The sequence below is a fragment of the Variovorax sp. J22P240 genome (genome assembly GCF_030316855.1).
Classification (GTDB): Bacteria; Pseudomonadota; Gammaproteobacteria; order Burkholderiales; family Burkholderiaceae_C; genus Variovorax.
In genome coordinates, this window is sequence record NZ_JASZYR010000005.1 from 73,393 (window position 1) to 86,908 (window position 13,516).

Annotated in this window: 12 protein-coding genes; 5 read left to right on the forward strand and 7 right to left on the reverse strand. The window is 66.0% G+C overall.

From position 1 onward, the window contains the following. Window position 1: 1 nt before the first annotated feature. Complete coding sequence (locus QTI24_RS15180) at window positions 2-1,483, reverse strand: patatin-like phospholipase family protein (RefSeq protein WP_286601512.1); 1,482 nt, start codon at window positions 1,481-1,483, stop codon at window positions 2-4. A 361-nt stretch (window positions 1,484-1,844) separates the two neighbouring features. Here QTI24_RS15180 and QTI24_RS15185 point away from each other — a divergent pair, with 361 nt between their 5' ends. Next, window positions 1,845-2,612, forward strand: coding sequence for a BON domain-containing protein (locus QTI24_RS15185; protein ID WP_286601513.1), 768 nt, complete (start codon window positions 1,845-1,847; stop codon window positions 2,610-2,612). Window positions 2,613-2,629: 17 nt separating this feature from the next. On the opposite strand, the gene QTI24_RS15190 is transcribed toward QTI24_RS15185, so the two are convergent. From QTI24_RS15190 to QTI24_RS15200, 3 genes are read right to left on the reverse strand one after another with little or no spacing between them, the layout of a single operon-like run. Beyond that, the gene (locus tag QTI24_RS15190) at window positions 2,630-3,550 is read right to left on the reverse strand and encodes an NAD(P)-dependent oxidoreductase (protein ID WP_286601515.1); all 921 of its coding nucleotides are present in this window, start codon (window positions 3,548-3,550) and stop codon (window positions 2,630-2,632) included. A 33-nt stretch (window positions 3,551-3,583) separates the two neighbouring features. After that, on the reverse strand, window positions 3,584-4,720 hold the full coding sequence (locus QTI24_RS15195; protein ID WP_286601516.1) for a PilT/PilU family type 4a pilus ATPase: 1,137 nt from the start codon (window positions 4,718-4,720) through the stop codon (window positions 3,584-3,586). A 34-nt stretch (window positions 4,721-4,754) separates the two neighbouring features. After that, window positions 4,755-5,798: a type IV pilus twitching motility protein PilT gene (locus QTI24_RS15200; protein WP_286601517.1), complete on the reverse strand. Its 1,044-nt coding sequence runs from the start codon at window positions 5,796-5,798 to the stop codon at window positions 4,755-4,757. Window positions 5,799-5,837: 39 nt separating this feature from the next. Here QTI24_RS15200 and QTI24_RS15205 point away from each other — a divergent pair, with 39 nt between their 5' ends. Continuing rightward, window positions 5,838-6,524 (forward strand): YggS family pyridoxal phosphate-dependent enzyme, encoded by a 687-nt coding sequence (locus QTI24_RS15205; protein WP_286601518.1) that lies wholly within the window; start codon window positions 5,838-5,840, stop codon window positions 6,522-6,524. Window positions 6,525-6,576: 52 nt separating this feature from the next. On the opposite strand, the gene QTI24_RS15210 is transcribed toward QTI24_RS15205, so the two are convergent. Beyond that, window positions 6,577-6,795 carry a tautomerase family protein gene (locus QTI24_RS15210; RefSeq protein WP_286601519.1) on the reverse strand — a complete coding sequence of 73 codons (219 nt, stop codon included), beginning with the start codon at window positions 6,793-6,795 and terminating at the stop codon, window positions 6,577-6,579. 24 nt (window positions 6,796-6,819) lie between these two features. Then, window positions 6,820-7,536 carry an SDR family NAD(P)-dependent oxidoreductase gene (locus QTI24_RS15215; protein WP_286601520.1) on the reverse strand — a complete coding sequence of 239 codons (717 nt, stop codon included), beginning with the start codon at window positions 7,534-7,536 and terminating at the stop codon, window positions 6,820-6,822. Window positions 7,537-7,695: 159 nt separating this feature from the next. Between QTI24_RS15215 and QTI24_RS15220 the strand changes: the two genes are divergently transcribed. Continuing rightward, window positions 7,696-8,613, forward strand: coding sequence for a LysR family transcriptional regulator (locus tag QTI24_RS15220; RefSeq protein ID WP_286601522.1), 918 nt, complete (start codon window positions 7,696-7,698; stop codon window positions 8,611-8,613). Here the strand turns inward: QTI24_RS15220 and QTI24_RS15225 are convergent. Next, complete coding sequence (locus QTI24_RS15225) at window positions 8,610-9,089, reverse strand: Lrp/AsnC ligand binding domain-containing protein (RefSeq protein WP_286601523.1); 480 nt, start codon at window positions 9,087-9,089, stop codon at window positions 8,610-8,612. The two genes, QTI24_RS15220 and QTI24_RS15225, sit on opposite strands and share 4 nt — an antisense overlap. Window positions 9,090-9,183: 94 nt before the next feature. On the opposite strand from QTI24_RS15225, the gene QTI24_RS15230 reads away from it, so the two are divergent. Beyond that, a complete protein-coding gene (locus QTI24_RS15230) occupies window positions 9,184-12,159 on the forward strand; it encodes an L-glutamate gamma-semialdehyde dehydrogenase (RefSeq protein WP_286601524.1) in 2,976 nt (991 codons plus the stop codon). Between the two features lie 85 nt (window positions 12,160-12,244). Further along, window positions 12,245-13,516, forward strand: a complete 1,272-nt coding sequence (locus QTI24_RS15235; RefSeq protein ID WP_286601527.1) for a Glu/Leu/Phe/Val family dehydrogenase — start codon at window positions 12,245-12,247, stop codon at window positions 13,514-13,516.

The following is a 13,516-nucleotide window of genomic DNA, read 5'->3' on the forward strand; positions in this document are numbered from 1 at the left end:
TTCACTGCGCGGCGGCGGCGCCCTGTTTCGACGGCGGGTTGGTGGCGTCGATCCTCTTCAGCAGGTCTCGATAGGTCGGCGATTCGCGCAGCAGCCGTCCACCGAGTGCGCGCAGACGGTCCACGGCCTCGTCCGGCAGCACGAAGCTGGTGGGCAGGTTCATGAAGTAGCGCTTTTCCTCGGGATCCTGGATTTCATCAAAGCTCACGTCGATGGCGTCGAAGCTCAGCTTCATCACCGACGCCTCGGCCTGGGCCTTTGACATCCCGCCCAGCCGCAGCTCGGCCACCGCCAGCTCGCGCTTGTCGGCCCAGCGCTGGGCAATGTCCTTTAGCAGCTCGACCGACTCATAGGAGAAGTGGTCGATCGGCACGCTCGAGGATTGCAGCAGCTGCGAGACGATCCCCGGCGCAATGGCTCGGCGATCCCAATCTGTGTCCGGCGCCGAGCGCGAGTTGACCACCACCACCACGATCCGGCGAATGTGCTGCAGCCCTACCTGCTGCTGGAAGGCCGGGCTCGCTTCCACCTCTTCCAGCGCTTCGAGAAGCCCGCGCAAGCCGAGGTTGTCGGAGACGCCGCCGTCGACCACGTGGAGATACGGGCGGTTCTTGCTGTCCTGGAAGCTCTGGATGTCCCGGTAGCGCAGCAGGGCGCGGCCAGCCGGGCGCTCGGGGCCCTCGGCCTTGGTGACGTCCTTCACCCACGCGGGCATGACCGCACCGCAGGTGCCACCGTAGTTGTGATACGTGACCGGCGACAACACGGCGGGCACGGCGGACGAGGTTGCGGCTGCGCGCGCCAGCCTCACCTTGCCCAGGTCGGAGCACAGCAGGTCGAAGTGGTCTTGAGAAAACGGAAAGCGCGCGCCGGTCGAGAGGTCCGTGCCGGTGACGGCGGTCACGGGCGTGGGCTTGTCGAGGAGGTCATCGAAGGTCGCGCCGCCGAAGAGGATCTGGTCGTAGTAGTCGGCCGCGAACTCCGAGCGCCCGTAGAGGCCGCTGCCCAGCGCAAACCAGTTGAGGGGATTCAGCGCGCCCCAGGTGAGGGCACCCTGCACATTGCGCTTGAGGAAGCGCGGCTCGTATTCCGTGAACAGCCGGTCGCCATAGAGCGCGTAGGCCAGCGCGGTGAAACTGCCGCCGGAGACGCCGGCGATGGCATCGACCTCCGACAGGAGATTGACCGGCTGGCCCTTCACCATGACGTTCGTGCGCCGCAGTTCTTCGAGCACGCCATAGGAGAACGCCGCCGCGCGCGTGCCGCCGCCCGAGAAGGTCAGGAGAAACAGCGTGTCCGCATCGTTTTTGACGCCGTGGGTGCGCTTCAGCATGTTGCCGACGCGGTAGCCGCTGTCTAGGTCGACATGGTCGATGGGCGGGTTGACCGGTGCGAAGGAGTTGCATCCGCCGAGGACCAGCGCCGCGATGGCGCCCGTCATCTTTCGGAGAAATTGCGTCTGCGACCCAGGGGCTTGCTTCAAGGTGAATCCTTCCTCGTTCGCCACCTGCGAACCGACACGAATCGAGACCTGCAACAACTGCGCCACCACCCGGTGGGCGAGCCGCCGACGAGCGCGAATTGTAGGGAAGCACCTTGATGGCTGCGTGTAGGAGCTGGGCGATGACACGCGGTAACGGGCCTTCGAATTCGCTGGGCTAAACTCGCCGCGATCGGAGACAGGGAGCTGGCAAGGCACTGACCGGCGTGAGCCCGGGACAGAACTTTTGCGCACCGACCCCACTCATCCAGCAGCAGGACGTCAAACAGGTTTCCGAATGGGATGCCTCGGCCGGCCTGCGCATCATCCATCTCACACCCACAAGCACTGGAAGGTCCTATCTATGACGACGAGATCCACTCAACGCATCGCGATGGCATTGGCTGCAGGCGCCGTATTGGTCGCCGGCCTTTCCGCCTGCGTTCCGCTGGTCGTCGGAGGGGCCGCGGCTGTTGGCGTGGGCATGGTGGCGACGGACCGCCGCAGCTCCGGCGCGCAGGTGGATGACCAGGGCATCGAACTGCGTGGCGGCGCGCGCATCCGCGAGATCGCCAACGACAACATGTACGTCACCATCACGAGCTTCAACCGTCAGGTCCTGCTGACGGGCTCGGTAGGCACGGAGGCGGATCGCGTCAAGGTCGAGGAGGTGGTCCGCCGCGTCGACAACGTGCGCTCGGTCGTCAACGAGCTGACGGTCGGCCCGCCGGCGAGCTTCCAGGATCGTTCGAACGACACCTTCATCAGCGGCAAGGTGAAGGCCTCGCTGCTCGATGCGAAGGACGTCTTCGCGAATTCGTTCAAGGTCGTGACCGAGCGGGGCACGGTGTACATGATGGGCATCGCCACCCGCCGCGAGACCGATCGCGCCACCGATATCGCGCGTGGCGTGTCGGGCGTGACGAAGGTCGTGCGCGTGGTGGAGATCGTCAGCGAGCAGGATCTGGCGAACATCCAGAGCCAGCCACAGCAGCAGCCCTCGCAAGGCGGCGCCACGCAGGGTGGAACAGGTGGAACAGGCGGGGCTTCGAGTTCGCGCGTGCCGCTGCCGCCGATGGAGCCGCTGCCGTCGACGCCTTCCGGCGGTGCGACGACGTCGCCCGTCCGCTGAGGCGGCGCCTCTTTTCTTTACTTGAGCCGGGTGATCAGGCTCGACGTGTCCCAGCGATTGCCGCCGGACTGCTGCACATCGGCGTAGAACTGGTCGACCAGCGCTGTCACCGGAAGCCGGGCGCCGTTGCGCTTGGCTTCGTCGAGCACGAGGCCGAGGTCCTTGCGCATCCAGTCGACCGCAAAGCCGAAATCGAATTTGCCTTCGATCATGGTCTTGCCGCGGTTGTCCATCTGCCAGCTCTGCGCTGCGCCCTTGCCGATGACGCCGAGCACTTCGTTCATGTCGAGTCCGGCGCGCTGGCCGAAGGCGATGGCTTCGGAGAGGCCTTGCACCAGTCCGGCGATCGCGATCTGGTTGACCATCTTCGCGAGCTGGCCCGCGCCGCTCTCGCCCACCCGGGTGACGGCGCGCGCGAAGGCGGCCGTCACGGGCTTGACGCGATCGAAGGTGGCCGAGTCGCCGCCGCACATCACCGTCAGCACGCCGTTCTGCGCACCGGCCTGGCCGCCCGAGACGGGGGCGTCGATGAACTGCAGGCCGCGTTCGATCGCGGCCTTAGAGAGTTCACGCGCCACGTCGGCCGAAGCCGTGGTGTGATCGACGAACACCGATCCCTTGGCCATGCCCGCGAAGGCGCCGTTGTCGCCGAGCACGACCGAACGAAGATCGTCGTCGTTGCCGACGCAGCAGAAGACGATGTCCGCATTGGAGGCCGCGCCCCGCGGCGTGGCAGAGTGGGTCAGGGTGCCCTTGGCCTGCGGCTTGAATTCCTGCTGCCAGGCGATGGATTTGGCGTCGGTCCGGTTGTAGACCGTCACGTCGTGGCCAGCCAGCGCGAGGTGGCCGGCCATGGGATAGCCCATCACGCCCAGGCCGAGGAAGGCGACCTTTTGCGAGGGGATGGAGTCGTAGGATTTAGGGTTGAGGCTGCTCATGGGGCGATAGCTTATCGCCCCATGGGCCGCGCCCTAGACGATCGCGAAGTGCTCGGTTCCGGCCGAGAGGTCGGTCGTTCGGGCGCGCTGGCTATTGAGCTTGATCTGCAAGCGAAGGTCGTTCGCCGAGTCGGCATTGCGGATCGCGTCCTCGAAGCTGATCGCATTGCCTTCGAACAGGTCGAACAGCGCCTGGTCGAAAGTCTGCATGCCGAGGTTGCGGCTCTTCTTCATGATCTCCTTGATCTCGCCGACCTCGCCCTTGAAGATCATGTCGGAGATCAGCGGCGTGTTCAGCAGGATCTCGACGGCGGCGATGCGTCCATGCCCGTCTTCGGTCGGAATCAGGCGCTGGGACACCAGCGAGCGCAGGTTCAGCGACAGGTCCATCAGCAGCTGTGCGCGGCGCTCTTCGGGGAAGAAGTTGATGATCCGGTCCAGCGCCTGGTTGGCGCTGTTGGCGTGCAGCGTGGCCATGCACAGGTGGCCCGTTTCGGCAAAGGCCACGGCGTGCTCCATGGTCTCGCGGTCGCGGATTTCGCCCATCAGGATCACGTCGGGTGCCTGACGCAGCGTGTTCTTCAGCGCGGCTTCCCAGCTGTCGGTGTCGATGCCGACTTCACGTTGCGTCACCACGCAGTTCTTGTGCGGGTGCACGAATTCGACCGGGTCTTCCACCGTCACGATGTGGCCGAAGGAGTTCTCGTTGCGCCAGTCGATCAGCGCGGCGAGCGTGGTCGACTTGCCCGAGCCGGTCGCGCCGACCAGGATGGTGAGGCCGCGCTTGGTCATCGCCACATCCTTGAGGACCTGCGGCATGCCCAGGCCGTCGATGGTCGGCAGCTTGGCGGGAATGGTCCGCAGCACCATGCCGACCTTGCCCTGCTGCACGAAGGCGTTGACGCGGAAACGGCCGATGCCGGTCGGCGAGATCGCGAAGTTGCATTCCTTGGTACGCTCGAACTCGGCCGTCTGGCGGTCGTTCATGATGGAGCGGGTGAGCGCCAGCGTGTGCTGGGCTCCGAGCGCCTGCTGCGACACCTTGGTGACCTTGCCGTCGACCTTGATCGCCGGCGGAAACTCGGCCGTGATGAACAAGTCGCTGCCATTGCGGCTCACCATGAGCTTCAGCAGGTCGTTGATGAACTGACTGGCTTGATCGCGTTCCATTTGGGTGCTCCGGGTGCGGCGGTTTCAGGGCTGGTCAGCCAGGGAAATTCTCGGGGATCTTTGCCTTGCCCCGCGCTTCTGCGGAGGAAATGACACTGCGGCGCACGAGGTCCGTGAGGTTCTGGTCCAGCGTCTGCATACCCTGGCCACTGCCGGTCTGGATCGACGAATACATCTGCGCCACCTTGCCCTCGCGGATCAGGTTCCGGATGGCGGGCGTGCCCAGCATGATCTCGTGCGCGGCGACGCGGCCCTGGCCGTCCTTGGTCTTGCACAGCGTCTGCGAGATCACGGCCTGGAGCGACTCCGACAGCATCGCGCGGATCATTTCCTTCTCTTCGCCGGGGAAGACGTCGATGATCCGGTCGATGGTCTTGGCGGCCGACGAGGTGTGCAGCGTGCCGAACACGAGGTGGCCCGTTTCGGCCGCGGTCATCGCGAGGCGGATCGTTTCGAGGTCGCGCATTTCGCCGACCAGGATCGCGTCCGGGTCTTCACGCAGCGCGGAGCGCAGCGCGTTGGCGAAGGAAAGCGTCATGGGCCCGACTTCGCGCTGGTTGATCAGGCACTTCTTGGATTCGTGCACGAACTCGATCGGGTCCTCGACCGTCAGGATGTGGCCGTACTCGGTTTCGTTGAGGAAGTTGATCATCGCGGCCAGCGTGGTCGACTTGCCGGAGCCGGTTGGGCCGGTCACGAGTACCAGGCCACGGGGCTTGAGCGCGAGGTCGCCGAAAATCTTGGGCGCGTTGAGTTGCTCCAGCGTCAGGATCTTGGACGGAATGGTCCGAAACACCGCCGCAGCGCCACGCGCCTGGTTGAAGGCGTTCACCCGGAAGCGCGCCAAGCCGTCGATCTCGAACGAGAAGTCGACCTCGAGGAACTCTTCGTAATGTTTGCGGTGCGTGTCGCTCATGATGTCGTACACCATGGCGTGAACGGCCTTGTGGTCGAGCGCGTCGACATTGATGCGCCGCACGTCGCCGTGCACCCGGATCATGGGTGGAAGGCCGGACGACAGATGCAAGTCGGACGCCTTGTTCTTGACGCTGAAAGCGAGCAGTTGGGTAATGTCCACGCAATTCCTTGGTGACGTTTTGATACGACTTTGAAGATTATGACGATGATTGGCGACAAGCTCCAGCAAGTTCAGGCTCGAATCGTGACCGCGTGCACAGCAGTCGGACGCGATCCTGCGAGCGTGCACTTGCTTGCGGTTTCGAAGACCTTTCCAGCCGAGGCCGTGCGCGAGGCCCACGCGGCTGGTCAGAAGGCCTTTGGCGAGAACTACGTGCAGGAAGGCGTCGCCAAGATCGAAGCCTTGGCCGATCTGCGCGGCCAGCTCGAATGGCACTGCATCGGCCCGCTGCAGAGCAACAAGACGCGTGTGGTGGCGGAACATTTCGACTGGGTGCACAGCATTGATCGACTCAAGATCGCCGAGCGCCTCGCCGAGCAGCGGCCTGCGGATCTTCCGCCCTTGCAGGTGTGCCTGCAGGTGAATGTGGACGGCGGGGCCAATAAGTCGGGTGTGGCGGTCGGGGAAGCGCTGGCCCTGGCGCGCGCTGTGGCGGCGTTGCCACGTTTGCGGCTGCGCGGGGTGATGGCGATCCCTGAACCGGCTCCGGTTTTCGCGGCGCAGCGCGCGCTGTTCCTGCTCGCCGGGGCGGTGTTCGAGCAGATTCGGGCGGCCGGGATCGAGGTCGACACGCTGTCTTTGGGAATGTCGGGCGACCTCGAAGCCGCAGTCGCCGCCGGCAGCACCATGGTTCGGATCGGCTCCGCGATCTTCGGCCAGCGCTAGCCGGGGCTGCGGCGCGAGGTACCCCGCTGGCGTCTCGCTCCGAGCCAGCCCCTCAGGTTCGTCGGGCTGCGGCTTGTTCGCGGCGCAGTTCGGCAACGGTGCGGCCACCCACGCCCCAGTTGTCGAGATCCACTTCATCGATCACCACGAAGGTGGTGGCCGGGTCTTTGTCCAGCACGCGCACCATCAGTTCCGTGGCGCCAGCGATCAACTGCTTCTTCTGGTCCTGAGTGACGCCTTCGCGCGTGATTTCAATCTTGATGTAGGGCATGTTGGGTCACTGCGGTTTGCGAATTCACCAGTGACCAGCGGCTTGGCCACCGTCGACGTGCAGGATTTCACCCGTCACGAATGAAGCCTTCTCGAGAAACAGCACGGCATCGACGATGTCCTCGATGTCGCCCATTCGGCCCAGCGGATGCAGGCCGCCAAGCATGGCGTGGTTCTCCGCCGGATGCATCGGCGTCTTGATGATGCCGGGAGAGACCGCATTCACGCGAATGCCACGCGACGCGTATTCGATGGCCAGCGACTTGGTGGCGGCGTTCAGTCCGCCTTTGGTCAGGGACGCGAGTACCGACGGCACGCCGTTGATCGGCTGCTCGGCGAGGCTCGTCGTGATCTGGACGATGTGGCCCGAGCCCTGCGCTTCCATCCGCTTCAGAGCCAGTTGGCTGATGTGGAAGAAGCTGGCCAGGTTAGTGCCGATGTTCGCCGCCCAGTCCTCGCCGGTGAACTGGGTGAAAGGCTTGGCCGTGAAGATCCCGGCGTTGTTGACCAGAGTGTCGATGCGGCCGAAGCGATCCACGCCCTCGCTGAAGATCCGGTCGGCCGTTGCGGACTCCGCGGCGTCGCCCGCGATCGCCAGGATGTCCGGATCCGCGCTGGCGCCCATCGAGCGCGAGTTGGCGACGACCCGGAAACCGGCCTTGCGGTAAGCCTTGACGAGCGCTGCACCGATGCCGCTGGAGGCGCCTGTGATGACGGCGACCTTGGAAGTGTTGGAGGTCATGGAAACAGTCCTTTGAAGTGGAGGGTTGACAGAGCTGGGCGGGCCGCTGGATCTGTTGCATCGACTTTATTGATGTTTTTTCATCGCTTAAAGTAGCAAAGAAGAACATCTATGAGTACATGATGTAATGAATAGACCGAATCGGCGGACCCACGCCCCATGAACCGACAGTTCGACGATGTGATGCTGGGCAGCATCGAACTTTTCTGCCTCGCCGCCGAGCAAGGCAGCTTCACGGCCGCGGCGGCGACTGCTTCGGTGACGCCTGCGGCCGTCAGCCGTTCGATCTCGCGGCTGGAGCAGCGGCTTGGCGTGCGGCTCTTCACACGGACCACGCGCCAGATGCGTCTGACCGAAGCCGGGCGCATGTATTTCGAACAGTGCCGGCAGGCCCTGAACCAACTGGTCGAAGCCGAGCGCGAAGTCACCGGCCACCAGGTCGCGCCGTCCGGCCTGTTGCGCATCAGCGCGCCGACGACCTATGGCCACTATCGCCTTCTGCCGCTGCTGCCTGCATTCCGCGAGCGTTTTCCGGAGGTGAAGGTCGAGGTCAACGTCAGCAATCGCAACATCGACTTCGCGGAAGAGGGTTACGACCTGGCGATACGGGCGCGTGCGACGGGCGACTCGACGCTGGTCGCACGCCATCTGGAGGACACGCCGCTGGTTGTCGTCGCTTCGCCCGACTACCTGCTGCGCCACGGAATGCCCACGACCCTCGATGACCTTCGGGCCCATGAATGCATCCAGTTCGAACTGCCCAGCAGCGGGCGCACCATTCCCTGGCTGTTCCGGCGCGACGGGCAGGACCTCGAATTGCAGACCGCCGGCGGCTATGCATGTTCGGACGACGTCACCGCCGGTGCCACCCTGGCCCGCTGCGGTGCCGGCGTGTTCCAGGCCTATCGCTTCGTGGTCGAGGAGGACTTGCGCACGGGCCGGCTGGTCGAGTTGCTGCGGGACTTCAGCGGCCGTTCGCGGCCGCACAGCCTGCTGTATCCGCACCGGCGTTTCGTGCCGTTGAGGGTCCGCGTGTTCGTCGACTATCTGCTCGGCCAGCGTTCGGCGCAGCCCTAGCCAGGCAGCGGAATCCGGGCGCTGCTCTTCACCTCTTCCATCACCGCATAGGTCCGCGTCTCGCGCACGCCCGGCAGCTGCCAAAGCACCGTGCCCGCGAAGTCGCGGTAGGCCGCCATGTCGGCCATGCGGGTCTTGAGCAGGTAGTCGAAACCGCCCGCGACCATGTGGCATTCCATGATCTCGTCGCGCACCTGCACGGCGGCCTTGAATTCGTCGAACACGTTGGGCGTGGTGCGATCGAGCAGCACCTCAACGAACACCGTGAAGCCGCGCCCGAGTTTGTGCGGGTCCAGTCGGGCTTCGTAGCCGAGGATGAAGCCGTCGCGCGCGAGGCGCTGCACGCGCGCCAGCACGGCGGTGGGTGAGAGTGCCACCGTCTCGGCCAGCTTGAGATTGGAAATCCGGCCGTCCTCCTGAAGAACCTTCAGGATTTTCATGTCGATGCGGTCCAGATCGGAGGGGATTTGGTTCATGGATAGTGAATTATCCGGTTGAGCGTCGATTTATGGTGAATAACTCGATGGCGAAAGTCGGAGCATCGATCGATTCACTACTCGACTGCTTGCCATGCGTCTGCCCTCCCCCTACCGACCCGAAGCCGACATCGTTTCGCACCGCCTCAACTCGTTGAAAGGCGCGCTCGACTGGGCGCTGGTCGTGCCCGCCGCATCCCCATGGGTGCGCGCCGTGCGCGACAAGCCGCCGCCGTTCTGGGCTATGGAAAGCCTTCTGCGCGAGTACCCGATCTCGAGCGCGGAAGGCCTGGCGCTGATGCGACTGGCCGAGGCGCTGCTGCGGGTGCCGGACGCCGAAACGGCCATCGCACTGACCGCCGACCAGCTGGGCCGCGCCGACTTCGACGGCAGCGCCGATTCAACGCTGTCCCGCCTTTCCTCTTCAGCCATCGCGCTGTCGAAGAAGTTCCTGCCGCACCTTTCCGACGGGGTGGGCCAGGCGGAGGCCGAGCCGGGCCTGATGGCGAGGCTGGGCGCCCGCACGGTCGTGGCCGCGACGCTGCGCGCGGTGCAGTTGCTGGGCCGCCAGTTCGTGCTGGGCCAGACCATCGACGAGGCCATGGGCGAGGCCCGGTCGGCGCACCGCAAGCATGCCGCGCTGCGCTTCAGCTACGACATGCTGGGCGAAGGTGCGCGAACCGACGCGGATGCGCTGCGCTACCTCGACAGCTACGTCAACGCCATCCAGTCCATCGCGTCGGGCGCCGACCGCAGCGGCACGCCCGAGCACAACGACGGCATCTCCATCAAGCTCAGCGCGCTGCATCCCCGCTATGAGGACGCCCAGCGTGAGCGCGTGATGCAGGAGCTTGTTCCGCGCGTGTGGCAACTGTGCGTGCTGGCGGCCGACGCGAACCTCAATCTCACGATCGACGCCGAGGAGGTCGACCGGCTCGAACTGTCGCTCGACGTGTTCGAAGCCCTCGCGGCGCAGGTTGCGGCCGAGCGCCCGCAATGGCGCGGCTTCGGCCTCGCGATGCAGGCCTACCAGACGCGTGCGCTGGAACTGATCGAGCACGTCACGGCAATCGCGCGCAAGTACAAGCTGCGCCTGATGTGCCGTCTGGTGAAGGGCGCCTACTGGGATGCGGAGATCAAGCGCACGCAGGAATTGGGTCTGCCGCACTATCCCGTGTTCACGCACAAGCACCATACGGATCTGAGCTATCTGGCCTGCGCCCGCGCGCTGCTGGCGGCGCCTGATGCGATCTACCCGCAGTTCGCGACCCACAACGCGGCCACCATCGCGGCCATCGTGCAGATGGCGGGGGAGGTACCGTTCGAATTGCAGCGGCTGCATGGGATGGGCGAGGGCGTCTATCGCGAAGTGATGAAGAGCACCCATGCCCCGGTGCGCATCTACGCGCCGGTCGGCCAGCACAAGGACCTGCTCGCCTATCTCGTGCGGCGCTTGCTCGAAAACGGCGCCAACTCGTCCTTCGTGAACCAGTTGGGCGACGAATCGGTGGGCATGGATGAATTGCTGGTGTCCCCGCTGTGGCTGGAGCGCGAGGCGTCCTTGCCTTTGCCGCACGAGCTTTACGGACCGCCGCCTGCGCGCCGCAACAGCAACGGCGTCGACCTGACGGTCGAGTCGATGCGCGCGCCGCTGCTCGACGCCCTGGCCGCCACCACCGTGCCGGGCGTACCGGAATTCGATGCGAATCACGCGGCGGATGCCGTCGCGGCTTCCGCTGCCAGCTACCGCTCGTGGACGCGCGCGCCGGTCGCGCAACGCGCCGCCGCGCTGCGCCACGCCGCCGACGCGCTCGACGCCGCCCTTCCGCGCTTCTGCGCGCTGCTGGTCAAGGAAGCCGCCAAGACCTGGGGCGACGCCGTCGCCGAAGTTCGCGAGGCGGTCGACTTCCTGCGCTACTACGCCGACGAGGCCGAGCGCATCATGCAGCCGATCGCGCTGCCCGGACCGACCGGCGAAAGCAACGAGCTGCGCCTGACCGGGCGCGGCCCCTGGGTCTGCATCAGCCCGTGGAATTTCCCGCTGGCGATCTTCCTGGGCCAGGTGGCTGCCGCACTCGCGACCGGCAACACGGTGCTGGCCAAGCCGGCCGAACAGACGCCGGCCGTGGCGTCGGAAGCCATCAAGCTGCTCCATGCCGCGGGTGTGCCCGCCGATGCGCTGCAACTGCTGCACGGCCCGGGCGAAACCGTCGGCGCCGCGCTGGTCGCGGCGCCCGGCGTGGCGGGGGTGGTGTTCACCGGGTCTACGCAGGTCGCGAAGATCATTCACCGCGCGCTCGCCGCGAAGGACGGCCCGATCGTGCCGCTGATCGCCGAGACCGGCGGCATCAACGCCATGGTGGTCGACTCCAGCGCGCTGCCCGAGCAGGTGGTCGATGCAGTGGTGCAAAGCGCCTTCCGCTCGGCCGGCCAGCGCTGCTCGGCGCTGCGCCTGCTGTTGATCCACGAGAGCATCGCCGACGACGTGATCGAGATGATCCGCGGCGCCGCCGAGGAACTGGTCGCCGGCGACCCGGTGCAGCTCGCGACCGACGTCGGCCCGGTGATCGACCGCGAGGCCTTCGACGGCATCCAGCGCCACCTGCAGCGACTGAATGCGGAAGCCAAGGTGCTCGTGGCCCCCGTGCGGCCGGCGCAGGAGGTGCCGAACCTGGTGCCGCCACATGCCTACGAAGTGCCGTCCATCGACAGCGTGACCTCCGAGATCTTCGGCCCTGTGCTCCACATCGTGCGCTGGTCGGGCGAACCCCAGGCGGTGATCGACCGGATCAATGCGCTCGGCTTCGGACTCACGCTCGGCATCCAGACGCGCATCGACAGCCGCGCCCAGGCGATGGCCGCGCGGGCCCACGTCGGCAACATCTATGTCAACCGCAACATCATCGGCGCAGTGGTCGGCGTGCAGCCGTTCGGCGGCGAAGGGCTGAGCGGAACGGGCCCGAAAGCGGGCGGCCCGCACTACCTGCTTCGCTTCTGCGCGGAGCAGACGCTCACCATCAACACCACCGCCGCCGGCGGCAACGCAGCGCTGCTTGCCGCTAGCGCATAACTGCCAAAGCAACGCGCATAGGCATGGCGCGGCGGTCGGCGGAGGACTATCGTCGCGCCTATCCGTTCAACAACAAGGGATCGCCATGAGTTCCGTACTGTCCTACGTCCAGCCGACCGCCAACAGCCCGTGGGGCACCTACCTGTCGCAAGTCGATCGCGTCGTGCCTTACCTGGGCGGACTGGCCCGGTGGGTCGAAACGCTCAAGCGCCCCAAGCGCGCGCTGATCGTCGACGTGCCGATCGAGATGGACGACGGCTCCATCGCCCACTTCGAGGGCTACCGCGTGCAGCACAACCTCTCGCGCGGCCCGGGCAAGGGCGGTGTGCGCTTTCACCCGGACGTCACGCTCGAGGAAGTGATGGCGCTGTCGGCCTGGATGACGGTCAAGACCGCGGCGGTGAATCTGCCGTACGGCGGGGCCAAGGGCGGCATCCGCGTCGACCCCAAGAAGCTGTCGCAGAAGGAGCTCGAGAAAGTCACGCGCCGCTACACCAGCGAGATCGGCATCATCATCGGCCCGCACAGCGACATCCCGGCGCCCGACGTGAACACTAACGCCCAGATCATGGCGTGGATGATGGACACCTACTCGATGAACGTCGGCGGCACCGCCACCGGCGTTGTCACGGGCAAGCCGCTGCACCTGGGCGGCTCGCTCGGCCGGGTGAAGGCCACCGGCCGGGGCGTGTTCGTGACCGGCCGCGAGGCGGCGCGTCGCCTCGGGCTCGACCTGCGCGGCGCGCGGGTCGCGGTGCAGGGCTTCGGCAACGTGGGCTCGGTGGCGGCCGAACTGTTCGCCGAGGCGGGCGCCAAGATCGTCGCGGTGCAGGACCACACCGGCACGATCTTCAACGACAAGGGGCTCGACCTCGCGACGCTGGTGCCGCTCTCCCGCACCGACGGCGTCGTCGGCTTCAAGGGCGGCGACGTGATTGACAACGAGTCCTTCTGGGACGTGGCCTGCGACATCCTCATCCCCGCCGCCCTGGAAGGGCAGGTGACCGCCGAACGCGCCCAGAAGACCAAGGCCAAGCTGGTGCTCGAAGGCGCCAACGGCCCGACCGTGCCGACCGCCGACGATATCCTGGCCGAGCGCGGCGTGCTGGTGGTGCCGGACGTGATCTGCAACGCCGGCGGCGTGACGGTGAGCTACTTCGAATGGGTGCAGGACTTCTCGTCCTTCTTCTGGGACGAAGACGAGATCAACGTGCGGCTCGACCGCATCATGATGAACGCGCTCAACCACATCTGGGACAAGGCCGACGAGCACAAGATCAGCCTGCGCACCGCCACCTACGCGGTGGCCTGCGAGCGCATCCTGATGGCACGCCAGGAGCGCGGCCTGTACCCATGA

Coding starts and splice junctions, on each gene's coding strand:
- QTI24_RS15190 (WP_286601515.1), bottom strand. CDS start 3,550: ATGAGCAGCCTCAACCCTAAATCCTACGACTCCATCCCCTCGCAAAAG.
- QTI24_RS15235 (WP_286601527.1), top strand. CDS start 12,245: ATGAGTTCCGTACTGTCCTACGTCCAGCCGACCGCCAACAGCCCGTGG.
- QTI24_RS15205 (WP_286601518.1), top strand. CDS start 5,838: ATGACGATGATTGGCGACAAGCTCCAGCAAGTTCAGGCTCGAATCGTG.
- QTI24_RS15220 (WP_286601522.1), top strand. CDS start 7,696: ATGAACCGACAGTTCGACGATGTGATGCTGGGCAGCATCGAACTTTTC.
- QTI24_RS15230 (WP_286601524.1), top strand. CDS start 9,184: ATGCGTCTGCCCTCCCCCTACCGACCCGAAGCCGACATCGTTTCGCAC.
- QTI24_RS15225 (WP_286601523.1), bottom strand. CDS start 9,089: ATGAACCAAATCCCCTCCGATCTGGACCGCATCGACATGAAAATCCTG.
- QTI24_RS15210 (WP_286601519.1), bottom strand. CDS start 6,795: ATGCCCTACATCAAGATTGAAATCACGCGCGAAGGCGTCACTCAGGAC.
- QTI24_RS15195 (WP_286601516.1), bottom strand. CDS start 4,720: ATGGAACGCGATCAAGCCAGTCAGTTCATCAACGACCTGCTGAAGCTC.
- QTI24_RS15215 (WP_286601520.1), bottom strand. CDS start 7,536: ATGACCTCCAACACTTCCAAGGTCGCCGTCATCACAGGCGCCTCCAGC.
- QTI24_RS15185 (WP_286601513.1), top strand. CDS start 1,845: ATGACGACGAGATCCACTCAACGCATCGCGATGGCATTGGCTGCAGGC.